Raw genomic sequence first — 22,797 nt, 5'->3', positions numbered from 1 at the left:
GCTCCCACCCAAACGCCGCCGCATGCCGTACGGCATGGGACAGGTCCGGACAGGGTCCGACGAGTGCGACCTGACCTTCACGGTCGACCTGATCGGTGTCCGCCGCGACGCCACGCGCGGCCTGCAGGCCGGGGACGTGTTGGAGGTTGACCTCGTGGCCGGCGCGGGCGCCAGCACCGCAGTCTGCCGCACCGCCGACGGGGCGACCGTCGGCGCCCTCGCCGCGTTCCGCGGCCTCGTGAGCCTGCTCGGCTGCCTCGACCAGGGGGTGCGGTTCGAGGCCCTCATCGAGGATGTCGGCGCGACGCGCTGCACCGTTACGGTCACGAGGGCCGAGACGTGAACGTCGTCGGCGGCACATATTTCGAGAGCTGCGCGTTCCCCGCCTGGGCCGGCCTGTTCGGTTCGGGCGCGCGCGCCGCCATGGCGGTGAGCGCGCTGTCCCCGGGCACCCGCCTGAGCACGTATGCTTACGCCGAGTCGGCCGGCGACCTCCGGGCGACCATGGCCGCCTTCGAGGTCGAGACGGATATCGTCGCCATCGGGGAGCGGCTCGAATTCGAGTATTGGCATCCCCTTCGCAAGAGCTGGGTTCCCGAGGCCGGCCGGCGCTACGCCGACCTGGCCGTCACCGGCGACGTCGTGCTCGGGTTCGGCATGCTGGAGGGCACGGCCCGGCTCACGGCCGGCCGGGCGGTCTACGACCCACGCTCCGCCGACCCCGCGTCCTCCTTCGTGCGTTCCGGCTCGCGGGCGACGGAGCAACTCGCCTACGTGGTGCAGGATGCCGACTTGGTCCGGCTCGGTCCGCTCCCGGACCCGCGCGACGCCGCGACCGGCGTCATGGCCCGCGAGGGCGCCACGCTCGTCGTGTCGCGCCACGCGTTCGGCGGTGCCACGGTGTACCGGGGCGACGCCCCCGGCATCCCGGTGCCGGCGTACGCCGCCCGCCGCTGGTTCAGGATCGGGGCCGGCGACGTCTTCTGCGCGGCCTTCGCGCACTATTGGGGCGAGCGTGGCTTCGACGCCGTGGGGGCGGCCGACCTCGCGTCCCGCTGCGTGGCGTGGTTCAACGACGGGGCTCGGTTGCCGCTGCCTCCGCCGGACGAGCTCGAAGGGATGGAGGCGGTGCCCGGGCGCCCCGCGTCGGGTTGCCGGGTCTACCTGTCCGGACCGCGCCGGACCATGGCCCAAAGATGGCTCTTCGACGAGGCGGCCGCTTACCTCGACGCGCTCGGGTTCAGGACGGAGACGGCGTTCGCGGACGACGGCCCCCGCTCACCCACGCGAGCGCATTGGCCGCCCCGGCCCCGCGTGCCCCATTCGGCCCTCCTCGCCCTGGGCGACGTCGCCGACCTCGGGACGAACCTTCACGTCGGCTACGCGCAAGCCAACGGCATGCCGGTGGTGCTGCTCGCCGAGACGGCCTCCGGCGGGGATTTGACGATGTTCTCGGGAAGCGGCTGCGAGGTGACGCACGATCTCGCCACGGCGCTCTACCGGACGTGTATGGCATGCCTTCGGTGATCGGCGGCCGGGAGGGCACCCGTTGAGGCCGCCTCGGTTTCCGCCCGCCCCGGCGCGCCTGCGGGCGCCTGAGCGCACGCCGTCCCCGCCCGGACCATTGGGGTCCGGCGATGGAGAGGGCGGTCCGGCGCAGGAGCGCTGGCAGGCGTTCCACGCCTTCCTGGCGGCACGCATGAACTCACGATGGGTGTTCCGCGGCTGCGCGTCGAAGGCCTTCGAGTGCAAGCCCAGCGCCGGCCGGGGCGCCGAGTTCGACCCGCGCCACGAACGGCAACTATTCCAGGATTTCAAGCGCGAGGCCAGGCTGCACGTCGCGATGCCCGGGGCGACGGATTGGGACTGGCTGGCGCTGGGTCAGCATTACGGTCTCCCGACCCGCTTGCTCGACTGGACGACCAATCCGCTCATCGCCTGCTTCTTCGCCGTTGCCAGCCAGCCCGCGAACGAGGACGCCATCGTGTACGCGCACCCGCTGGGCGGCAGTTCCATGATCGACCCCGAGCGGGGTCCCGGCCCCTTCGAGATCGCCGAGGTCGGCTTCCTGCTGCCCTCCGCCCTGGCGCCCCGCATCGCGAGCCAGAAGGGCCTGTTCTCGGCCCACCCCGATCCGGCCTCGGCGTGGACGCCGCCCGGCATGGCGGAGAACAGCTTCGAGATCCCGCGGGACACTCGCGCGGTCTTCCAGCGCAACCTGTTCCAGCTCGGCGTGGATGCGGCCCACATCTGGGCCAGCCTCGAAGGCGTCTGCCTCTCGCTGACGTGGCAGTACCGCCTCCGCATCGGGCTCGGCGCGGCCTTGTAGCCCCCGCCGCTCGGAATCCTCGGAGCATCCGGTCCGGACGGCGGCGGTCCCGCCAAGGCGGCGCAGGCTTCGACATTCACCGGCCGGCGCGCCCTCTACCGACGCGCACGGCGTGGGTCAGGCACAGCAAGGCTTGCCCGCCGTCGCCGCGCGGGGGTGGTGTGGATATCCTGTCGAAAACCGGACCGCGCCTGGGATTTAGCGAAACGGAAGCGTGGGAGGAATTGGGATTTTTCCGGGAGCTACCACTCCCCAAGTCCTTGATGCCACACACCAATTTTCAAGCAAAAGTTGGTGGTGGAGCTGAGGGGATTCGAACCCCTGACCTCCGCAGTGCGATTGCGGCGCTCTCCCATCTGAGCTACAGCCCCGTCCGAGGCGAGGGCCTTGTAGGCTTGTCCGCTTCGGCCTGTCAATTCCGGAAATTTCCCGCCGCGCCCCGCGCATCCGCGCCGGACGTGCGTTTGGGGCGACGAGGACCGATACCCCCCGCATGAACGCCCTGCTCTGGCTCTTCAACACCATCATCCAGCTCTACATCTACGTCCTCGTCGCGAGCGCGGTGCTGAGCTGGCTCGTGGCCTTCAACGTGGTCAATGTGCGCAACCCGATCGTCTCGCAGATCGGCGAATTCCTCTACCGCGTCACCGAGCCCGTGTTGCGGCCGATCCGGAATCTGCTGCCCAATCTCGGCGGCGTCGACATCTCGCCGATCATCCTGATCCTGCTCCTGCTGTTCGCGCAGAAGCTCATCACCGACCTCTACATCCAGCTCGCTTTCTGAGACGGCGCCTCGGCTCGGTCGAGGCGCCCCGTCCGAACCGCGGCGGCGCTCGGGCGAAGCCCGGATCCATCATCCATAAACATAGCCGGAAGGATCGATCGGGCCCGTTGCGACGGCGCGGCCCGACCGAGCGCGGCATTGCGCGGGCGCCGGGCTGGTTGCTAAGGCGGTCTGGCACCGGCTCGGCCGAAAAGCCGGTGCAACGTCAGAAGTTTAGGGCCTCGTTCTGAATACGGTATTCAAGACGGTGCCCCCTCGGCCAGCAAGAGCCGTACAGGGAGCGACGCGCGCGCCATGAAGACCAATCCGGGCCGCTTCTTCGAGGACTTCCGCCTCGGGGAGACCATCCGCCACGCCACGCCGCGCACCGTCACCACGGGCGACGTGGCGCTCTACACCGCCCTCTACGGTCCGCGCTTCGCCGTGCAATCCTCGGACGCCTTCGCGCGTGCGATCGGCTATCCGGCGAGCCCGCTCGACGACTGGCTCACCTTCCACGTGGTGTTCGGCAAGACCGTGCCGGACGTCTCCCTCAACGCGCTAGCCAATCTCGGCTACGCCGAGGGCGGCTTCCACCGCCCGGTCTATCCCGGCGAGACGCTCTCCACCGTCTCCGAGGTGATCGGCCTGAAGGAGAGCTCCAACCGCCAGACCGGCGTGGTCTACGTGCGCTCGACCGGCTCCGATTCCTCGGGCCGGACCGTGCTGAGCTATTGCCGCTGGGTGCTCGTGCGCAAGCGCGATCCGGAGGCCAAGATCGCCGAGGAGCACGTGCCGCAGCTCGCCAAGGTGGTGAACCCGGCCGACCTTGCCAACGCCCTGCCCCCGCTCGACCCGGCGGCCTACGACGCGGCGCTCGCCGGCAGCCCGCACCGCTTCGCGGATTACGCGGTGGGCGAGAAGATCGACCACGTCGACGGCATGACCGTCGAGGAGGCCGAGCACCAGATCGCCACCCGTCTGTTCCAGAACACCGCCAAGGTCCATTTCGACGCCGTGGCGACCCGGGAGACCAAGTTCGGCAAGCGGCTGATCTATGGCGGCCACGTCATCTCGCTGGCCCGGGCGCTCAGCTTCAACGGGCTCGCCAACGCGTTTGCCATCGGCGGCATCAATGCCGGCCGGCACGTGGCGCCGCTGTTTGCCGGCGACACGGTCTACGCATGGTCCGAGGTGCTGGAGACCGCCGAACTTCCCGGCCGCAGCGATATCGGTGCGCTGCGTCTGCGCACCGTGGCGGCCAAGAACCAGCCCTGCGGCGCCTATCCGGACAAGCAGGGCGAGGGTTACGACCCGTCGGTGATCCTCGATCTCGACTACTGGGCCTTCATCCCGCGCTGAAACGTCGGTCTGTAAGAGGCTGATCGGTCTACGAAAAGAACCCGGCCACGGCCTGACGCAGCGGATTGGCCGGGTTCGACAGCAGGCGTAGCGCCATCGCGCAGGCGATGACGACGAGGAGCGGGCGGATCAGCCGGGCGCCGAGGCGGACGGCCAGCGCCGAGCCGACCTGGGCGCCGAGAAAGGCGCCGGCCGCCATGGCGAGCCCGATGGGCCAGATCACCGCGCCCTGAAACGTGAACAGGGCGAGGCTGCCGAGATTGCTCGCGGCGTTCGACAGCTTGGTATGGGCGGTGGCGCGCACCACGCCGAGCCCGAGCAGGGTGACGAAGCCGATCATGTAGAACGAGCCGGCGCCGGGCCCGAACACGCCGTCGTAGAAGCCGACGGCCGGGGCCAGCGTCACGGCGAACAGGCCGGGGGTGATGCGCGCCGCTGCGTCCTCGTTGCTCATCCGCCGCGCGGTGGCGAAGTAGAGCGCGATGCCGACGAGCATGAGCGGCACCAGCGCGTCGAGGACCGGGCGCGGCAGCAGGCTGACGCAGAGCGCGCCTGCGACCGAGGCGAGGCCGGCCCCGAGCGCGGCGGGGGCCGCTTCCGGCCAGCGGATCAATCCGCGCCGGGCGAAGGCGATCGTGGCCGAGACCGAGCCGGCGCTGCCCTGGAGCTTGTTGGTGGCGATGGCGCTCACGGGGTCGAGCCCGGCGAGCAGCAGGGCCGGCAGAGTCATCAACCCGCCCCCGCCGGCAATGGCGTCGATGGCGCCTGCCACCACGGCTACGCCGAACAGCCCCGCCACGGTCTCGAACGCAATACTCATTGGGGATCCCAAAGGGCTTCAAGCCCTTTGGCGGGTTGTCAGGGCAGCGCCCTGACGTCGGCGGAGCCGATTTGCAGGGCCTTACCCTGCACCTTTGACAAGGACTCGTCCGTTCGAATCCTTGACCATGGCTGTGTCGTCCGGGCAAGCCTTCAGGCGGCGGCCCGCTCCGCCCGCGGCAGGCTGACGACGGCGCGGCTGCCGCGGCTCGCCCGCAGCGTGCCGCCCTTGGGCACGATCATCCAGCCCTCCTTGCAGCCGTCGATCGGCTCGGAGACGACGGTCAGGCCGCGCTCGCTCTCGCGGTAGTACAGGCTCGGCGGGCGGCCGTCGCAGGCCCAGCGGAAGGCGGTGAGGGTCTCGCCGTCGGTGAGAACGGCGGTGAAGCGGAACGCCTCCGTGATCCGCGCCTCCTGCATCAGCCCGCGCACGGTGGCGCAGGTCGTCTCCATCGCGGCGACGGGATCGGTGTCGAGGCCGTTGGCGAGCGCCAGCAGGAAGAGCGCCTCCGAATCGGTCGAGCCGCGGCGGCTGTCGTAGAGGGCGTCGGGGATCAGCGCCTCCAGGCGCCGCTTGATCCGGTGATAGCCGCCGATCTGACCGTTATGCATGAACAGGTGCCGGCCGTGGACAAAGGGGTGGCAGTTCGCCCGCGTCGTCGCCGTGCCGGTGGCCGCCCGCACATGGGCGAAGAAGGTCCGCGCCCGCACCTGACGGCAGAGGTTCACCAGGTTCTCGTCCGACCAGGCCGGGCAGATGTCGCGGTAGAGGCCGGGCTCGGCATGCTCGCCGTACCAGCCGATCCCGAACCCGTCGCCGTTGGTCTCGGTCTTGGCCTCGGAGGCGTGCAGCGACTGATGAACCAGTGAATGGGTCGGGGCGCAGACCAGCTCGTTCAGGAAGACCGGCTCACCGAGATAGGCGAGGAAGCGGCACATGGCGGGACGAGAGCCTCCTTTGCGGTCCAGGGCGAGAGATGCAAGCATCGGTCCGTTCGGGCCGCCGCGCGTCGCCGGACTGTAACAATTCAACTCGTGTGGTGAACAGTCCGTTAAGGGGCGGCTCGATGCGAGCGGTTCAGGCCGGCACAATTTCGCTGAACCGATCATCCCCGAACTTGTTGTCGCAGGGCAAGCATCGCCGCCGCCGCGTCCGCCGCGTCGTACCCTTGCGCAACGTGCCCTTGTGCGACGTGCCCTGGCCGGGCCGCCGCTTCCGAACCGCTCGCACAGCTTCAGGGAGACATCATGGCTCACACCGGAGACAGCCCGGTCGCGCTCGTCGTCGAGGAGGACGAGGCCGCCCGCGACCTCGCGACCGCCCTGATCGAGGAGACCGACCTCGACGTCATCGCTTGTTCGAGCGCCGAGGACGCGCTCGCCGTGCTCGAGCGCGGCGATGTGACCGTGGCGATGGTGATCGCCGACACGCATCTCTCGGGTGAGATGGATGGCGCGGCCCTGGCGCGCACCGTCGAGGACCGGTGGCCGGAGGTGCGGCTCGTGGTGACCTCCGAGGCCCGCGAGGAGCGCCGGACCGAGATCCCGCCGCACGCGGTCTATATGCGCAAGCCGTGGCTGCCTCTGGAGCTGCTGCGGCAGGCCGAGCGCGCCACCCTCACCGCGCGCGCCGCCTGAGTCGAGCGTCGGATCCGACTAAAAAAGGCCCCGCCGGTGCGACCGGCGGGGCCTTTTTAGTCTCGTCGCTGTGCGACCCGCGCCGGGGCCGGCCGGCCTCAGGAGGCGGCGGCGGGCGCCGGCGTGGCGGCCGGCTGCTGCGAGAAGCTCGGCATGCCGGGGCGGCGCGGGGCGCCGGTCCGGGGCTTCGGCTTCGGCGCGGCGATCAGGCCCTCGCGGATCGCGGTCTTGCGGGCCTGCTTGCGGGCGCGGCGGACGGCCTCGGCCTTCTCGCGAGCCTTGCGCACGGAGGGCTTCTCGTAGGCCTTGCGCTGCTTCATCTCGCGGAAGATGCCCTCGCGCTGCATCTTCTTCTTGAGGACGCGGAGCGCCTGATCGACGTTGTTATCGCGAACGAGTACCTGCAACGGAATCAACCCCTAGGATCTGTTGTTTCGAACCGCACCGGCCTCGGATTCCCGGCGGAACCGGGAAAAAGCCGTCAGGCGCCCCTGCCCCGGCTTTGTTCCGGAGGAGGCGTCGTGACGGCAGCCGAATCGGTGCGAAAGAATTGCACCTGAGCGCGCGGCATACACGAAACAGGTTCGTGTTGGAAGTGCGCGAAAGCCTCTTGCAAGCCTTCGCCCGTTCGGAGCCGCGCGGTTTTCGATCGATCGCCCCGGGCTCGCCGACGCTCGCGGCGAGGCCCACACACTCATCATGACGACGGGAGGCTCGGCTCAGGCGTGCGAGGCGATGAAGTTGCGCACGATCGGGTAGGTCTGGGCCTCCCACTTGCGCCCCGAGAACACGCCGTAGTGACCCACCCCCGCCTGGAGATGGTGGCTCTTCATGTGCGGCGGCAGGCCCGAGCAGAGGTCGTGGGCGGCCATGGTCTGGCCGACCGCGCAGATGTCGTCGCGCTCGCCCTCCACCGTCATCAGGGCGGTGCGGCGGATGGCACCCATGTCGATGGGCTCGCCGCGATAGGTGAGCTGGTTGCGGGCCAGCGTGTAGTCCTGGAAGACGGTCTTGACGGTCTCGAGGTAGAACTCGGCGGTCAAGTCGAGCACGGCGAAATACTCGTCGTAGAAGGTCTCGATCGCCTGCGCCTTGTCGGCGCTGCCGTCCACGTAGTGCCAGAACAGGTCGCGATGCGCGTCCGAGTGGCGCTTGGCGTTCATCGAGACGAAGGCGGACACCTGCATGAAGCCGGGATAGACCCGGCGCCCCGCACCCTTGTGGCGGCCTGGCACCGTCTCGATCAGGTTCTGCTCGAACCATTCGATCGGCTTGGAGGTGGCGAGCCTGTTCACCGAGGTCGGGCTGACGCGGCAATCGACCGGTCCGGCCATCAGGGTCATGCTGCGCGGCTGGGCCGGGTTCTTGGTGTGCGCCATCACCGCCGTGGCGGCGAGCGCCTGCACCGCGGGCTGGCACACGGCCATGAGGTGGGCGCCCTCGCCGATGGTCTCCAGGAAGCGCACGACGTGGTCGACGTAATCGTCGAAGCCGAAGCGCCCCTCCGAGACCGGCACGTCGCGGGCGTTGTGCCAGTCGGTGATGTAGACGTCGTGGTCGGGCAGCAGCGTGCGCACGGTGCCGCGCAGCAGCGTGGCGAAATGGCCCGAGAGGGGCGCGAGCACCAGCACCTTGGGCTGAACGGTGTCGATATCCTTGCGGAAGCGCAACAGGGTGCCGAAGGGCGTGGCGAGCACCGGCTCCTCGATCACCGGCACGTCGCGGTTGCCGACCCGCACGGCATGGATGCCGTAGGCCGGCCGCGCGAAGGTGAGGCCGGCCCGCATCATCATACGCGCGCCCGCCGACCACCATTTCGCGGCATCGTGCCAGGGCGTCCGCATCCATGGGGCGGCGGCCTCCTGCAGGAGCCGGCCCCATTGCCGGGTCTGCCGGGCGATGTCCGATTGGACATCGAAGGCGTGGTAGAGCATCGGGCCCGAACTCCAAGCGCGCAAGGTGCCTGCACGCGCCAATCTCTCGCGAACGTCCCGAATGGCCCGGATTCGCCCGCCTCGCTTCCGGATCGCCGCTGCCGCCCTCACGAGACGATGCCGGACGAAGCAGGCTAAGCGGTTCTGGATTGGGCGCAACTGATCAAAAGTACATCCCGCGCCGCTGTGATGTGGATGCATCACTTTGCACGCCTGCCGCGAGGAGAGGAAATCTATCTCCGGGCCGTGGCGGTCCGGGCGGGTGCAGACCCCCGTCGCGGCACCTGTCGCGGCACGAGTCTTGGATGTCGGTCGGGCGCCCTGGGCCGTCGGCTCGGGTGGAACGCGTATCCGGGAGAGGGCCATGGCCGAGGCGACGCTCACGATCTCCAGTCGCAACTACTCGTCCTGGTCCCTGCGCGGCTGGCTGCTGTGCCGGATGGCCGGACTCGATCTCTCGGTGGCGGTGCTGTCCGGCTCGGACGCCGCGACGCGGGCCGAACTGCTCCACCTGTCGCCGTCCTTCCTCGTGCCGCGCCTGGAGCACGGGGCGGTCGCGGTGTGGGACGTGCTCGCCATCGCCGAATATCTCAACGAGATCCGGCCGGAAGCCGGCCTCCTGCCCGAGGCCGCCGCCGAGCGCGCGCGCTGCCGCGCCGTCTCGGGCGAGATGCATGGCGGCTTCGTCAACCTGCGCTCGGCCCTGCCGATGAACCTGCGCAGCCTCCATCGCGGCTTCAAGATCTTCAACGGCGCCAAGGGCGATATCGAGCGCATCTGCGCGATCTTCGAGGATTGCCTGTCGCGCTCGGGCGGCCCCTACCTGTTCGGGGCGCGCCCGACCCTGGCGGATGCGATGTACGCGCCCGTCTGCACCCGTTTCCGCACTTACGACGTCACGCTTCCCTACACCGCAGCGACCTACCGCGACACGATCCTCGCCTGGGACCTGATGAACGAGTGGGCGGCGCTCGCCGAAGCCGAGCCGGAGGAGATCGAGGAGCTCGACATGGAGTTCTGAGGGCGGCCGCCGGCCCAGCCCGTCAGGCGGAGGCGCCACTGTCCGCGGACCGCCCTGCGGCGAGCGGCAGCTCGATGCGTGCGCAGAGGCCGCCGCCGGGGCGGTTCTCCAGGCGCAGGCGCCCGCCATGGCCCTCGACGATGGCGAGCACGATCGACAGGCCGAGGCCGAAGCCGCTGGCGGAATCGAGGTTGCGGGCCCGGTCGCCGCGCACGAAGGGCTGCAGCATGGCGCTGCGCTCGGCATCGGGGATGCCGGGGCCGTCGTCGATCACCTCCACCGCCACGCCGGGATGATCGCCGGAGCCTGCCGGCCCCATGACGAGGCGGGCGCCGCCGCCGTACTTCACGGCGTTGTCGACGAGATTGGTGATCGCCCGCTGCAGGTCGTCGGGGCGGCCACGCACGAGGACGTGGCGCGTCCGCTCTAGGCTCACCGCCGCGCCGATATCGGAGAACCCGTCGCAGACCGTCTGCACCACCGAGGCGAGGTCGATCAGCGTGGTCTCGCCCCCGCCCGGCGCCCCCTGCCCGTCCCGGACGTAGGAGAGCGCGGATTCCACGAGGCCGTTCATCTGATCGAGGTCGCGCAGGGTCATCTCGCGGGCGCGCTCGTCCTCGATGAATTCGGCGCGCAGCCGCAGCCGGGTGATCGGGGTGCGCAGGTCGTGGCTGATTGCGGCGAGCATCTGCGTGCGGTCGTCGAGCAGGCGCAGCAGGCGGGTGCGCATCCGGTCGAGGGCGCGGGCGAGCGCCAGCACCTCCTCCGGGCCGCGCTTGGGCAGGGGCGGCGGTTCCTCCGCCGTGCCGAAGGCTTCCGCCGCCGCGGCGAGCCCGGCGAGCGGCGCGGTGAGCGCCCGCGTCGCCCAGAACGAGAGCAGCGTGAGGCTGACGCCCAGGAAGACGAAGGTGAAGATGATCGGTCCCTGCGCCGGCGGGCGGGGAAAATCGTCGGGCAGCACCGCCCGCAGCCGGGCGCCGGCCGGGGTGGTGATGCCGATCTGCAGGAGCCCGGTCCGCCCCCGGTCGTGGCCGGGGGAGAGGTCGGTCACCGGCAGCGCCCGCCCGAAGCCGTCGCGCAGGCGCGTGATCAGGGGATGATGCTCGATCTCGTCGTCGGCATCGCCCGTCCCCGCCGGCGGCGTCTCGCCATCCCAGGGGGCGATGCGCAGGGTCGGAAGGCCGCGTGCCGCCGCCCGGAGGATCCCCTCCCGCTCGCCCGGCTCGGCGGCATCGAGCAGCCGCGCCACGGTCGAGAGCCGCGTCGCCGCCACCCCCGGCCGCTCGTCCGGCCGCCACGGCTCGCGCAGGGCGAGCAGCATGACCGCCGCCAGGACATGGGCGGCGAGCAGGGCCGCCACGACGAGGAGCGCGATCTGCCCGGCCGCCTTCTTCGGGCGCGGCCAGGCGAGGCGGAGCCGCGGCGGGCGCCGGCTCCGGTCCTGCTTGGGGGACGAGTCCGAGGCCGGGGCTTCCGCCGGGCCCGTTGCGGTCTTGACGAGGCTCATGAGCGGCCGATCTCCGGTGCGAACAGGTAGCCGCCCGAGCGGATCGTGCGGATGATCTCGGGGTTGCGCGGGTCGCGCTCGATCTTCTGTCGGATGCGGGAGACCAGGACGTCGATGCTGCGCTCGAACGGACCCGCCGCCCGCCCCTGCGTCAAGTCGAGGAGTTGGTCGCGGGACAGCACCCGCCCCGGCCGCAGGCAGAGCGCGTGGAGCAGGTCGAACTCGGCCCCCGTGATGGCGATGCGCGCGCCTTCCGGACTCAGCACCTGGCGCAGGCCGACATCGAGGGTCCAGCCCGAGAAGTGAAAGCGGCGCGCGCCATCCCCGTCCTGCGGTTCGGACCCCTTGCGCCGCAGGATCGCCCGGATGCGCGCCAGCAATTCGCGCGGGTTGAACGGCTTGCCGAGATAGTCGTCGGCGCCGATCTCTAGCCCGACGATCCGGTCGATCTCCTCAGACTTGGCCGTGAGCATCAGGATCGGCACCTGCGACGAGGCCCTGAGGCGCCGGCACAGGCTCAATCCGTCCTCGCCCGGCAGCATCAGGTCGAGCACGATCAGATCGACCCGCGCATCGGCCAGGACCCGATCCATCTCGCGCCCGTCGCCCGCGAGGCTGACGCGGCACTCGTTGGCGCGCAGGTAGCGCGCGACGAGCGCGCTGATCTCGCGGTCGTCCTCGACGACGAGGATGTGGGGCGTCGGCTGGTTCGTGGTCATGGCGGCACGAAGCTTACGCCCCCGCACGGCCCGCCCGGAAGTATGACCGTCCGCGAAGATTGTAACCGGGCGTTTCCGCTGCCGGGTCCGACACCTGCGGCAACAATCCGGCCCGGTTTTCCGCGCGCCGCCGGCACCGGCGACGGACGCGTTTCGTGAACGCCGCTCGATTGCCCTGCCGGCCGCCGATTCTTATGTCGTGGAGACGTGCTCGAACAGGTCCGGGCGCGGGAGGAGATCCCCATGCAAGGCTCGAACCGCCTTTTCGACGATGTCGCCCGCCTGTTCACCGACGCCGCCGGGGCCGCCCAGGGCGTGCGCCGCGAGGCGGAGACGATGTTCAAGGGCCAGGTCGAGCGCCTGATCCGCGACATGGACGTCGCCACCCGCGAGGAGGTGGACGTGCTGCGCGACCTCGTCGCCGCCCTGCGCAGCCAGAACGACGCGCTGGCCGCGCGGGTGAGTGCCCTGGAGGCCCGCCTCGGCGCCGAGGCCGGAAGCGCAGGCAGCACGGAATCGGTCTGAGCGGCGGCGCCGAGTCTTCGAGGACTCACTCAAGACTCACCGTTGAGGGAAAACGCGGAATCCGGATTTCTTTGCACAGGAAGCATCGGTGGATAGCCGCGTTGCCCACCGCTGATGCCGGGGCGACGCTTTGAAGCCCGCGGGGGCCGCGGGCTATAAACGATCCGAAGTTGATTCGCCCCGGCGGAAAGGTGGAACCAAACCCCGGGGCGGTGAAATCTGATTGAACCCCTCCGCAGGACGGAGATCGACGGGCGTCGCCTCGATTCCCGTCACGGCCCTGCTTTGCCCGCCGGCCCGATCGAGCCTTCGACCGGGTCGACAACTTGGATCGCCATGACCCAGCTCAGCTTCATCGAAGACAGCGACCGGCCGGAGCACCCGCTCGACGTCGTCGAGCGCCTCGCCTCGCTGCGGGACTGGATCTTCGATCGGATCGAGACGGACGAGATGTCGGTCTCCGTCTCGGGGCGCTGGGCCGAGTACCACGTCGCCTTCACCTGGATCGAGGAGGTCGAGTCGCTGCACGTCGCCGCCGCCTTCGATCTGAAGGTGCCCGAGCGGCGCCGGGCCGAGATCCTGCGGCTCGTCGCACTGGTGAACGAGCAGCTCTGGATCGGTCATTTCGACCTGTGGTCGTCCGACAGCGTGGTGATGTTCCGCCATTCCCTGCTGCTCACCGACGGCATCGCGCCGACCCAGGGGCAGTGCGCCATGATGATGAAGACCGCCACCGACGCCTGCGAGCGCTACTATCAAGCGTTCCAATTCGTGCTCTGGGCCGGCAAGGAGGCCCGCGAGGCCCTCGACGCGGTGCTGTTCGAGACCGAGGGCGAGGCGTAGCCGTTCCCGCGGGGCGGCGCCCTTGATTCGGGGCGCCTCCGGTGGGATCGAGGGGCCATGACGCGCGCGAACACCGAGACCTTTCCGGCCGCCCTCCCCACCCCTCTGGTTCTGGTCGGGGCCGGCAAGATGGGGGCGGCCCTGCTGCGGGGCTGGCTCGCGGGCGGCCTCGACCCCGCCGCCGTGACCGTCATCGATCCGCAGCCGTCCCCGGACATCGCCGCGCTCTGCGCCGAGCGGGGCCTGCGCCTCAACCCCGAGGCCGCCGCCCCGGCCGGAGCCCTGGTGCTCGGCATCAAGCCGCAGGTTCTCGATGCGGCCGCCGCCGCGCTCTCGCCCTGGATCGGCCCGGACACCCTCGTGGTCTCGATCCTGGCGGGAAAGACCATTGCCGACCTGAAGCGCCGCCTGCCGGGAGCCCGCGCGGTGGTGCGCGTCATGCCCAACCTGCCCGCCAGCATCGGCCGGGGGGCGACCGGTGCCGCCGGCAGCCCCGAGGTCGGGCCGCGGGCACGGGCGAGCGCGGAAAGGCTGCTCGCCAGTTCCGGCCTCGTCGCCTGGCTCGACGACGAAGCCTTGATCGACACGGTGACCGCGGTCTCGGGCTCGGGGCCGGCCTACGTCTTCCTGCTGGCGGAGGCCCTGGCGGAGGCCGGCGTGGCGGCGGGTCTGCCGCCGGACCTGTCGGCGCAGCTCGCCCGCGCCACCGTCGCGGGCGCCGGTGCCCTGCTCGATGCCGATGCCCGCGAGACCGGGCAGCTGCGCCGGGACGTGACCTCGCCGGGCGGCACCACCGCGGCGGCGCTGGCCGTGCTGATGCGCGAGGGCGCCCTGCCCGACCTGATGCGGGAAGCGGTCGCCGCGGCCAAGCGGCGGGCGGGCGAATTGTCCGGCTGACGGCGCAGCGGGTTCAACCCGGCGGCTTCGCCCCTACATGACACGTCGAACCGAACACGGAGACGGATCATGGACACGGCGCCCGAGCCCAATACCGGCGGCAAGCCCGAGACCGGCGGGCCGTCCGGTTCGTCGCAATCCGGCAAGGCGCGGACCAAGGGCGCGAACAAGCCCGACGCGAACAAGCCCAATCCGCGCGAGGCGGCGGTCGAGGCGCTGATGCGGCTCGCCGCCGAGCAGCCCTGGAACGACATCGAGATCGGCGACATCGCCCGCGAGGCGGATCTGAGCCTGGCCGAGCTGCGCGACCTCTTCCCCTCGAAGGGGGCCGTGCTCGGCGGGTTGTCGCGGATCATCGATCGCAAGGTGCTGGAAGTCGACACGGCCGACCTCGCCGACGAGCCGGCCCGCGAGCGCCTGTTCGACGTGCTGATGCGCCGGCTCGACGCGATGGCGCCCTACAAGCCGGCCCTGCGGCGCATCGCCTTCGCCCTGCGCGGCGACGTCCTCTCCATGCTGGCGCTCAACGGGGTCGCCCTCAACTCCCACCGCTACATGCTGGCCGCCGCCGGCATCGACACGGAGGGGCCGCTCGGCCGGCTCAAGCTTCAGGGCACGGTGATCGCCTTCGCCCGCACCGTCGAGGTCTGGCTGGACGACGACGACCCGGCGCTCGCCCGCACCATGGCCAAGCTCGACCGCGAGATCCGCCGCGGCGAGACCATTATGGAGCGCGCCGACGACGCCCGCCGCCTCACGGCACCCCTGCGCGCCCTCGGCCGCGCCCTGATGGAGCGGCGCTCCCCGCGCGACCGGACGCCGCCCGCGGGCGACGGAGAGGACCGCGACCCGGCCGCGGCGATCTGAGCGGCGGCGCCGCGCGCACGAGGCCGGAGCCGGAACGGGTTGGCCGATGCAAGTCGGTGTGGGTAACCCGTTCCGGGGAATGCCCGCTTAACGGGTTCGTCGCGCGGTCATGATGCTTCTGGGCGAGTGCTTCGGTGGGAGGGCTCGCCCGTGCAGTTCAAGCAGAGAAAGTTCGCCGCCATCGTGGCGGACAAGTTTCTCTACTTCACGCTCATGGGGGCCGTCGGAGGCATCGGCTCCATGATCAGGCCTGGTCCCGGTCCTGACGAGTATATCCTGCGTTGGGACGCGTCGAAGATCGCTCTCAGCACGTCGATCGGGGTGGCGCTGGGCGTTTTCGTCGGCGTGCTCGAAGCGCGTCGCTGGCTGAAATCGTACTGGGAAACGATTCACACCCTGACGGAAGAGGGCAAGGACCCCGCAGCGGTCTATCCGCCGGCGCAGCCACGCACGCGAACGCCGTTCTGGCCGTGAGGAGTTCTTTGTCCAGGAAGGGCCAGCTGAAGTCTCCGTTCCGCCTTACGGGAGGCGCGGTCCGTCTGCTCACGGAAGGCGCTCGGCCGAACGTCGTTGACGGCACCGCTCCCTGGATTGGCCTTCAAAGCAAGGCGCCGTGGTCTCGGGACCTAAGGAAGCCGACCTGATTGCATCAGGCTGGCGTCCCTCGGTTCGTCTTCAACGCGCTTTCTCTCGACGGACCGGTCTCCGCTCCGTCGAAACACGCCCTATCCCTGCCGCGCGCCGCCCATCGTCGCCTGCATCCGCGAGAGCTGCGCGATGTGCCGCTGGATCAGCGGGATCGCGCCTGCCGCGATGCGGCGCAGGCCCGGGTCGTCGCCGGCCTGGGCGTAGGAGCCGTGGATGTTGAGGGCCTCCTGATGCCCCTGGAGCGAGGCGTTGACGAACATCGCGTCGTATTCGGGGCCGGGCTGCATTCCGGAGAGCTGCGACAGGATCTGCGCCTTCTGCTCGTCCGTCGTCATGGCGCCCGGGCCGGCCCCGCCCGGCGCACCCAGGGCGCCCCCGACCACGCCGCCGACGGCGCCGACGGTCGCCCCCGCAACACCGCCCGCCACCGCCAGGGGCGCCGCGACGAGTCCGCCGACAAGCCCGCCCGGACCGGGAGGCGCACCGGCCGCCATGGGCGCCGCACCCATGTACGGGTCGAGCTTGCGGGCGAGGTTGACCTGCTCGGTCACCTCCGCCCGGCTGAAGGCCTTGACGCGCGGGTTGCGGGTCTTGGCGTGAGCGTCGCGCGCCGTGTTCTCGAGGAACAGGCCGCCCTTCGTCGCCATGGCGAGGTAGACGGGGGCCGGGATGGTGCCGGCCGGCGCGGGTTGAGCGAGGGCCGTGCGTGTGACGGCCAGCGCAGCCGTTGCGGTCAGCATGGTCGTCAGAAAATCGCGCCGATGCATGGTATCGGATCTCCCGGTCTGGAAACGAAACCCGAGCGCCGATTTTCTTGAGCGGAGCCGGAGTCTGACGGGCGAAACCTTCGCGAAATCAGCAATGTTCCTGGCGCTCGAGGAGCTTGCCGATCGAAGACGCTCAGGAGACGGGCGTCGCCGTTTCGGCCGCGTGTCAGAGCCCGCTCGACGGGCGCAGGCGGGCCATGCAGTGCACGTCGTCGAAGCGGCCGTTGCGGAAGGTGGCGGCCCGGTGCGTGCCCTCGATGACGAAGCCGAACTTCTCGTAGAGGGCGATGGCGCGCGCGTTGTCGGTGAAGACCGTCATCTCGATGCGCGAAACATTGATCCAGTTGTCCGCCGTATCGATCACCGCCGCGAGAAGTCGCGAGCCGATGCCGTTGCCGGCGAAATCTTCGTGGACGGCGATCCAGAATTCCGCCGCATGCGCCCGCCGGCCGTAGAAGGGGCGCAGGGCCGCCGCCCCGACCACGCGGTCGTTTGCCTGTGCGGCGAGGTGCAGATCCCGCGGCGAGCGGGGCTCCGCCCACTTCTTCACCGCCTCGAACGACTCGAAGGGGAGCGCGAGGGTTCCGAAGCGGAAGGCGGGCTGATTGTAGATCTCGAACAGATCCGGCGCGTCCTCCTCGCGCATCGCCCGAATGGTCAAGTCCCCGTCTCTGCCCATGCCGTTCATTCCGGTCCGTGCTCCCTGAGAGGTGGTTCTGGCTCGTTGCGGGGCGTGCTCACGTCCACTCGAAGCGCAGCGTCTCGCGAAAGGCGAAGCGCTCGATGTGGCGCACGACCACGTCGCGCAGGTCGGGCAGGCTGGCGGCGTCCCCCGCGGTCAGGTCGATCGTCAGGGTCTCGGCGTCGGCGGTCAGGCGCGTCTCCCCGAGCGGCAGCGCGATCCGGGCCTGGGTCGCGCTCGATTCGGTCTCGAACCGGTGCGACCAGTGCTTGCAGAGCTGCTGGAGATAGCGGCTGGCATGCGGGGTGCCGACGACGGCGCGGCTCTCGGTCATGGCGGTCTCCTGAATATGCAGCGCCCGCTCAGCGCGCGGCGTGGAGGGGGGCGGCCCCGCGGCGGCCGGCGGTGGCGCTGCGCAGGCGGAAAAGGTCGGTCGGCAGCACCGAGAAGGAGGCCTCGCCGAACCATTCGAGCGAGCCTTCCGCCTGCGGCGGCAGCGTCTTCAGGAAAGCGCCGTAATCCAGCGCGCCCTCGAACAGGGGGGTCATGCCCTCGCGCCGTCCGGCCGCGGCGTAGACGTTGGCCGGCGCGAACACCGACAGGTCGGCGCGGCTGCGCACGTTCTTGAGGTGGTAGTAGTCGATATGCGGGCTGAGTCGGGCATGGGCCGCGAGCGGGTCGTCGCCGCCCTCCCAGACGTGGAGCGTGTCGAAATTGACCCGGAGGTTCGGGTGATCCACCGCCGCCAGCAGGTCGAGGAGCGAGGCGGTGGTGTCGGCGAGCGTGCCGGGATGCGTCTCCACCACGAGCCGCAGGCCGCAATCGGCGAGCTGCTCTGCCGCCATCCGCAGGCGAGCGGCGACCTGGGCGCGCTCCTCCGGCGCGGCGGCGGCGCTGGCCTTGGTCCCGGCGAAGGTGCGCAGCCGCGGCGCGCCCCAGCTCCGCGCGAGGCCGGCGAGTTCGGCGGTCCGCTCGGTCAGGGTTTCGAGGGGCGCATCGAGCGGCAGGTAGTCGCTCAGCATCGGCACCCGCAGCCCGTAGGCGGCGAGCCATTCGGCGTGGTCGCCGGGGCCGAGATTGCGGGCATGCACGCCCCACAACTCGATCCCGTCGAAGCCGTGGCCGCGGGCGAAGCGGGCGAGTTCGCCGATCGACACGAGATGGTGGCGAAAGCTGATGGTGCAGAGCGCGATTCTCATGCGGGGAGCCTTTCGCGGGAGGGCGGCGCGGCGCGTCCGGGGGCGGGGCCGAGAGCCGGGCTCGTCTGCCGCCACGCGGCGTAGGCGGAGGCGAGCTGCCGCTTGATCGCGAATTCCTGCGCGTCGAGGGCGTCGAGACGCGCGAGGACGGGGGTGAGTTCGGCCGTGTCCCCGGTTCGGGCGAGCTTCAGCACGGCGTAGTGCAGGGCGGTGAGACCGTTCACCAGGGCCTCGATCTCGTCGCAGATCCGTTGGAATTCCGGGTCCGGCCAGCGCAGGGCCCGCCAGAAGAAGGCGAAGCCGTGCTCGTAGGCCCATTTGCGGATGGTAATGACCGGCAGTTCGCGCAGGGCCTCGCCGAGTTCGGTCAGCCTCAAACCCCCGCGCCCCTCGGCATGGGCGAGCACGATGGCACGCGCGGCATCGATCAGCGGGTTGGCGTCGAACCGGAAGCAGGCCTCGAAGAAGGCCGCCAGATCCGTGTCCGCGGGCGGATGGGCGAGGGAGGGATCGAAGCGGTAGCCGCCGGCGACGCTGGGCTGGCGGATGGCGTTCAGCATCCGCGCGCGCTCGATCACGCCTTCCCAGCGGAAATCGGGATCACGGACCTGCCACAGGTCGGGATCGTCGCCGAGCGACACGAGCAGGTAGTGCGGGAAGGGGTTCTGGTTGAACTTGTTCTCGCGCTCGGGGAGGTGGAACATGTCGAGCATCACCATGATGCTTGCCTCGGGCTCGCGCCGCTCCAGAAGGTCGAGCAGGGTGGCGACGTTCTCGTCCTTCGAGCGGGAATGGTCGTACCAGGACACGAGTGGCACACCGTAGAGCCGCTCGAACCAGTAGCGGAACGACTCGTGGTCCATCGCGTCCGAGTGGTAGGCGAGCCGCGACCCGTCGGTGATGGCGAACTCGGCGTCCCAGATCAGAGCGTAGAACGGGCGGTGGTCGATACCGCGGCTCTTCAGCCCGTCGCAGACGCAACTGACGAAGCAGTGGATCTTCAGATCGTAGGGCATCGCGCCGTGGACGCCCTCGGAGGATGCCTCCGGTTCGGCGGGCGCCACGGCCGGTTCGGCTGCCCCCGGCGCCAGGAGCCGGGCGAGGTCGGCGACGGTGGAGACGTCCTGCCGATTGATCGCCGCTTCGGGCACCGAGACGCCGTGCGTCAGCTCCAGCGCCAGGATGAGCTGAAGCAGCTGGACGGAATCGAGGTAGAGATCCTCGTTCAGCCGCGCCTCCGGCCCGAACCGATCGAGATGGGGATGGCGCATCTCCTCGCGCAGCACCGTGCCGATGGCCGCGATCAGCGTCTCGTTGCTCACGCCACCGCCTCCAGGCCGCCGTCCCGGTACTGTGCGGCGACCGCGCGACGGGAAATCTTGCCGTTGGCCTCGCGCGGGATCGCGCCGACCTGCACCGCCTCGACCGGCACCTGATGGCCGGCGAGCCAGCGGCGGCACCAATCCTGGAGGGCGCGGGGCGGGACGGGGCGTTCCGCGCTGAACAGCAGCGTCACCCGCTCGCCGGCGAACGGGTCGGGCCGGGCGAAGGCCACGGCGTCGGTGACCCCGGGCATCGCCATCACCACGTCCTCGACCTCGCCGGGATAGACGTTGAGGCCCGAGACGTTGATCGTGTCGTCCTTGCGCGCGACGAAGACCAGCATGCCGTCGGGCTCGCGGTAGCCGAGATCGGCGGTGCCGATCGCCCCGCCCTCCCCCTCGACCACGATCTCCGCTGGCGCCTCGGCGCTCGTCCCCGCCCGGACGCGGTGGTGCGGCAGCGGCCGGCCGATGGCGTCGGCCCGGCGCAGATCCGGATTGATCGCGATGCAGCCGGCTTCCGAGCAGCCGTATTGCTGGAACAGGTGGGTGACGCGCCCGCGGATGGCGGCGAACCAGGGCGCGGGCAGGAGCGTGCCCGAGACCATCGCCGCGTGCAGGGTCTCGCCCTCGGGCATGAGTCGGGCCAGCGTGTGCAGCATGGCCGGCGCGGTGTAGAGCACCGGCCGCTCGATCTCGCGCAGGCGGCGCAGGAGGTATTTCGGATTGGTGGTGTCCACGATCACCGGCACGCGGCCGCGCGCCAGGCCCACGAAGAGGCCGCAGATCAGACCGTAGGAATGGGTGATCGGGCAGGCGATGACCGGGGTCATGCCGTCCGGCTCGGTGAAGGCGCCGACGTAGCTCTCGATCTCGCGTTCCACCGCGCCCCAGGGGCGGGCGATGCATTTGGGCTCGCCGGTGGTGCCGGAGCTCATCTGGAGCAGCTCGCCCTCCCCCGGGACCGGCGGCGCGGCGCCGGCGAGCGCCTCGCCCTCCAGGCCGTCGAGGAACAGGCGGTGGCAGCCGGCGCGCTCGGCGAGCCGGCGCGCGCCCTCGTCCGGCAGGGCCGGATGGATCGGCAGCAGGCTCGCCCCGTGCCGACGGGCGGCGAGGATGAAGGCAAGGCACTGGGCGGTGTCACGGAAGCGCGCGGCGACGCGCTCGCCGCTGCCGCCGCGCAGGGCCGCGGCGTCCTCGACGCGCCGGATGGCGGCCTCCATCGCGTCCGCCGGGATGGTGCGGCCGTCGATCTCGATCATGCAGGCTCCGGAAGGGGCGTGAGGGGAAGGAAACAGGGTGTTGGGGGCCAGCAGGCTGTCCTGCGCCGCGCCGAGCCCGAGCTTGCGCGACAACAGCGCCTCGACCCGCAAGCCGGGCGCCTCGACCGACAGGCGGGCGAAGCGCGCCTCCAGCCCGTGCTCGACGGCATGGCGCCGCAATCGCCGGCCGAGGCGGCGCCAGAAGGTCGCCTCGTCGAGGCCGTGCCGCAGGGCCAGGAGGCCGGTGATTTCGCTGAGGTTGAAGACGAACAGGCTGTCGGTGACGAGTTCGGCCAGCGTCGCGGCCGAGCGAATGGCGTGGAAGCGGTCGTCCGCCGGGCCGGCATGGGCCGGATCGATCGCCCCGAAATCCGGCACCCGTTCCGGGTCCGCCACGAAATCGGGGGCGTATTCCGCGCTCTCGTGGAGGTCGCGCAGGATCACCCGGTCCGGCCAGCCGTCGCGGTGGACCAGAATCATGTTCTGGCCATGCGCCTCCAGGGCGACGCCGTGCGCCGTGAGTAAGTGCCAGACCGGCATGACCGCGACCTCGACGAGGCGGTCGAGCCAGGCGTCGCGGCCGTATCGGTCGAGCCAGGGCGCGACGAAGGGGCGGCCGTCCGCCTCGTGGACGCAGAGCGCGTTGAAGGGAACCGCCGCCTCGCCGGGGGCGAGGCGCGGGCTCTCCCGCCAGATCGCGGCGAGATGCCCGGCCAGCGGACCGTCCCGGTCGGCGAGCGCGGCGGCGTATTCGCGCAGCACCGTCACGCGGCCACGCAGAAACGGATCGTCCGCGACGAGGCCGGCGAGCCAGTCCGACAGGACCGGAGCCGTCAGCACGAAATGCGGATCGAGGATGCGCAGGCTCGAAGTCGAGACGACGGCGAGCGCGAGCTTCACGCTCGCGGCGGAGGGATTGTCGAAATTGTGCAGCGTGCGCAGGGACTGGCTCGCGACGTAACGCGGGCCGGCGATGCCGAGAGCGACCGCGCGGCCCTCCGCCAGCCAGGACCGCAGGGCCGCGCCTTCGAGCCGGCGCATCTGCCAGGGATGGACCGGCAGCAGCGCATGCGTGTCGAGGGAATGCCCGGCCTCGTCGAGGCGGCGGGCGAGCACGTCCCACGCATCGCCGAGTTCGGCCCGCCAGAACGCGGCCTCCGCGCCCGGCAGCGCGAGGGCGATCGCGTCGCGTCCAATCGCGAGCCATTCGAGGCGGAACGGTGCCGCGGCCTCGGGCCCGTAGCGGCGATGATCCTCCAGGGTGAAGCCGGTGCGCGCCTTGAAGCTCGGATGGTAGGGATGTCCCTCCCACAAAGCCGCATCGAGCGCGGCGAAGGGCAGGGTGCGGCGCGCCAGTAGCGACAGGTTCCGGGCGTTCCAGCGGCAGAGCGCGACCGTCTGCTCCAACTCGGCCAGCAGCCGCGCGCGGTGCTCGGGAGCGGCGGGCAGCGCTTCCACGAGATCGGCGAGGCGGGCCGCCTCCCATCCCTCCCCGGCCGCCCTCTCGACCGAGCCGGGATCGAGGCGGGGCCGGCCGAAGGGGCCGAGCGTGCCGGTGGCGCGGAAGCGGTGCGGGCCGAGACGCCACGCGATCCGGCGGGCGGCGCCGGCCGGATCGCCCGCGGCCAGCCCCTCGAACAGGACGGCTTGCGCCAACTGGCGCAGGACGCGCTCCTCGGGGTGGCTCATGGTC

Annotated in this window: 24 protein-coding genes and 1 tRNA gene; 12 read left to right on the top strand and 13 right to left on the bottom strand. The window is 70.8% G+C overall.

Annotation, left to right across the window (positions count from 1 at the left end; genetic code table 11):
• Positions 1-22 precede the first annotated feature (22 nt).
• From MPPM_RS20030 to MPPM_RS20020, 3 genes are all read left to right on the top strand, one after another.
• Positions 23-343 (top strand): hypothetical protein, encoded by a 321-nt coding sequence (locus MPPM_RS20030; protein WP_244573363.1) that lies wholly within the window; start codon positions 23-25, stop codon positions 341-343.
• Positions 340-1,527 carry a carbohydrate kinase family protein gene (locus MPPM_RS20025; RefSeq protein WP_096486559.1) on the top strand — a complete coding sequence of 396 codons (1,188 nt, stop codon included), beginning with the start codon at positions 340-342 and terminating at the stop codon, positions 1,525-1,527. Before MPPM_RS20030 ends, MPPM_RS20025 begins: the two co-directional genes overlap by 4 nt.
• A 172-nt stretch (positions 1,528-1,699) precedes the next feature.
• Positions 1,700-2,329, top strand: coding sequence for an FRG domain-containing protein (locus tag MPPM_RS20020; RefSeq protein WP_003604313.1), 630 nt, complete (start codon positions 1,700-1,702; stop codon positions 2,327-2,329).
• Positions 2,330-2,624: 295 nt separating this feature from the next.
• Here the strand turns inward: MPPM_RS20020 and MPPM_RS20015 are convergent.
• Positions 2,625-2,700 (bottom strand) — tRNA-Ala (locus MPPM_RS20015).
• Positions 2,701-2,822: 122 nt separating this feature from the next.
• On the opposite strand from MPPM_RS20015, the gene MPPM_RS20010 reads away from it, so the two are divergent.
• Positions 2,823-3,113 carry a YggT family protein gene (locus MPPM_RS20010; RefSeq protein WP_096486558.1) on the top strand — a complete coding sequence of 97 codons (291 nt, stop codon included), beginning with the start codon at positions 2,823-2,825 and terminating at the stop codon, positions 3,111-3,113.
• Between the two features lie 294 nt (positions 3,114-3,407).
• Entirely contained in the window at positions 3,408-4,454 is a 1,047-nt protein-coding gene (locus tag MPPM_RS20005) for a MaoC family dehydratase (RefSeq protein ID WP_096486557.1), read from the top strand.
• Positions 4,455-4,482: 28 nt separating this feature from the next.
• On the opposite strand, the gene MPPM_RS20000 is transcribed toward MPPM_RS20005, so the two are convergent.
• Both MPPM_RS20000 and MPPM_RS19995 read right to left on the bottom strand, forming a co-directional pair.
• Positions 4,483-5,274, bottom strand: coding sequence for a TSUP family transporter (locus tag MPPM_RS20000; RefSeq protein WP_096486556.1), 792 nt, complete (start codon positions 5,272-5,274; stop codon positions 4,483-4,485).
• 152 nt (positions 5,275-5,426) lie between these two features.
• Positions 5,427-6,212 carry a class II glutamine amidotransferase gene (locus tag MPPM_RS19995; RefSeq protein WP_096486555.1) on the bottom strand — a complete coding sequence of 262 codons (786 nt, stop codon included), beginning with the start codon at positions 6,210-6,212 and terminating at the stop codon, positions 5,427-5,429.
• Positions 6,213-6,521: 309 nt separating this feature from the next.
• Between MPPM_RS19995 and MPPM_RS19990 the strand changes: the two genes are divergently transcribed.
• Positions 6,522-6,911: a response regulator gene (locus MPPM_RS19990; RefSeq protein ID WP_096486554.1), complete on the top strand. Its 390-nt coding sequence runs from the start codon at positions 6,522-6,524 to the stop codon at positions 6,909-6,911.
• Between the two features lie 98 nt (positions 6,912-7,009).
• Here MPPM_RS19990 and rpsU read toward each other — a convergent pair whose 3' ends face one another.
• Both rpsU and MPPM_RS19980 read right to left on the bottom strand, forming a co-directional pair.
• A complete protein-coding gene (rpsU, locus tag MPPM_RS19985) occupies positions 7,010-7,318 on the bottom strand; it encodes a 30S ribosomal protein S21 (protein ID WP_096486553.1) in 309 nt (102 codons plus the stop codon).
• A gap of 312 nt (positions 7,319-7,630) precedes the next feature.
• Positions 7,631-8,845: a polyhydroxyalkanoate depolymerase gene (locus tag MPPM_RS19980; RefSeq protein WP_096486552.1), complete on the bottom strand. Its 1,215-nt coding sequence runs from the start codon at positions 8,843-8,845 to the stop codon at positions 7,631-7,633.
• Positions 8,846-9,209: 364 nt separating this feature from the next.
• Here MPPM_RS19980 and MPPM_RS19975 point away from each other — a divergent pair, with 364 nt between their 5' ends.
• Positions 9,210-9,866: a glutathione S-transferase family protein gene (locus MPPM_RS19975; protein WP_096486551.1), complete on the top strand. Its 657-nt coding sequence runs from the start codon at positions 9,210-9,212 to the stop codon at positions 9,864-9,866.
• Between the two features lie 22 nt (positions 9,867-9,888).
• Here the strand turns inward: MPPM_RS19975 and MPPM_RS19970 are convergent, their stop codons facing one another.
• Together MPPM_RS19970 and MPPM_RS19965 are read right to left on the bottom strand one after the other, a co-directional pair.
• On the bottom strand, positions 9,889-11,373 hold the full coding sequence (locus tag MPPM_RS19970; protein WP_096486550.1) for an ATP-binding protein: 1,485 nt from the start codon (positions 11,371-11,373) through the stop codon (positions 9,889-9,891).
• Positions 11,370-12,092: a response regulator gene (locus tag MPPM_RS19965; protein ID WP_096486549.1), complete on the bottom strand. Its 723-nt coding sequence runs from the start codon at positions 12,090-12,092 to the stop codon at positions 11,370-11,372. The genes MPPM_RS19970 and MPPM_RS19965 overlap by 4 nt, the downstream gene beginning before the upstream one ends.
• A gap of 243 nt (positions 12,093-12,335) precedes the next feature.
• Here MPPM_RS19965 and MPPM_RS19960 point away from each other — a divergent pair, with 243 nt between their 5' ends.
• The 5 genes from MPPM_RS19960 (at position 12,336) to MPPM_RS19940 (ending at position 15,698) form a co-directional block, all read left to right on the top strand.
• Positions 12,336-12,617, top strand: coding sequence for an accessory factor UbiK family protein (locus MPPM_RS19960; RefSeq protein WP_026105500.1), 282 nt, complete (start codon positions 12,336-12,338; stop codon positions 12,615-12,617).
• A 336-nt stretch (positions 12,618-12,953) separates the two neighbouring features.
• A complete protein-coding gene (locus tag MPPM_RS19955) occupies positions 12,954-13,460 on the top strand; it encodes a type III secretion system chaperone family protein (protein WP_012455845.1) in 507 nt (168 codons plus the stop codon).
• 57 nt (positions 13,461-13,517) lie between these two features.
• Positions 13,518-14,357 (top strand): pyrroline-5-carboxylate reductase, encoded by an 840-nt coding sequence (gene proC / locus MPPM_RS19950; RefSeq protein WP_096486548.1) that lies wholly within the window; start codon positions 13,518-13,520, stop codon positions 14,355-14,357.
• A 69-nt stretch (positions 14,358-14,426) separates the two neighbouring features.
• Positions 14,427-15,224, top strand: coding sequence for a TetR family transcriptional regulator (locus tag MPPM_RS19945; protein WP_096486547.1), 798 nt, complete (start codon positions 14,427-14,429; stop codon positions 15,222-15,224).
• A gap of 150 nt (positions 15,225-15,374) precedes the next feature.
• Complete coding sequence (locus MPPM_RS19940; protein WP_096486546.1) at positions 15,375-15,698, top strand: hypothetical protein; 324 nt, start codon at positions 15,375-15,377, stop codon at positions 15,696-15,698.
• A 251-nt stretch (positions 15,699-15,949) separates the two neighbouring features.
• Here MPPM_RS19940 and MPPM_RS19935 read toward each other — a convergent pair whose 3' ends face one another.
• The 6 genes from MPPM_RS19935 to MPPM_RS19910 all read right to left on the bottom strand — a co-directional run bounded on the left by MPPM_RS19935 (position 15,950) and on the right by MPPM_RS19910 (position 22,793).
• Positions 15,950-16,639 (bottom strand): DUF4142 domain-containing protein, encoded by a 690-nt coding sequence (locus tag MPPM_RS19935; protein WP_096486545.1) that lies wholly within the window; start codon positions 16,637-16,639, stop codon positions 15,950-15,952.
• A 166-nt stretch (positions 16,640-16,805) separates the two neighbouring features.
• The gene (locus MPPM_RS19930) at positions 16,806-17,327 is read right to left on the bottom strand and encodes a GNAT family N-acetyltransferase (protein WP_096486544.1); all 522 of its coding nucleotides are present in this window, start codon (positions 17,325-17,327) and stop codon (positions 16,806-16,808) included.
• A gap of 49 nt (positions 17,328-17,376) precedes the next feature.
• Complete coding sequence (locus tag MPPM_RS19925; RefSeq protein WP_096486543.1) at positions 17,377-17,655, bottom strand: DUF2218 domain-containing protein; 279 nt, start codon at positions 17,653-17,655, stop codon at positions 17,377-17,379.
• Between the two features lie 28 nt (positions 17,656-17,683).
• Positions 17,684-18,520 carry a sugar phosphate isomerase/epimerase family protein gene (locus MPPM_RS19920; RefSeq protein WP_096486542.1) on the bottom strand — a complete coding sequence of 279 codons (837 nt, stop codon included), beginning with the start codon at positions 18,518-18,520 and terminating at the stop codon, positions 17,684-17,686.
• A complete protein-coding gene (locus tag MPPM_RS19915; RefSeq protein WP_096486541.1) occupies positions 18,517-19,842 on the bottom strand; it encodes a DUF6005 family protein in 1,326 nt (441 codons plus the stop codon). The genes MPPM_RS19920 and MPPM_RS19915 overlap by 4 nt, the downstream gene beginning before the upstream one ends.
• Positions 19,839-22,793: an IucA/IucC family protein gene (locus tag MPPM_RS19910; protein WP_096486540.1), complete on the bottom strand. Its 2,955-nt coding sequence runs from the start codon at positions 22,791-22,793 to the stop codon at positions 19,839-19,841. The genes MPPM_RS19915 and MPPM_RS19910 overlap by 4 nt, the downstream gene beginning before the upstream one ends.
• Between the last annotated feature and the right edge of the window lie 4 nt (positions 22,794-22,797).

Origin of the sequence: Methylorubrum populi, assembly GCF_002355515.1 — a bacterium.
Classification (GTDB): domain Bacteria; phylum Pseudomonadota; class Alphaproteobacteria; order Rhizobiales; family Beijerinckiaceae; genus Methylobacterium; species Methylobacterium populi_A.
Note: the sequence above shows the minus strand (reverse complement) of the source record. Positions and strands in the feature narration are given on the sequence as shown.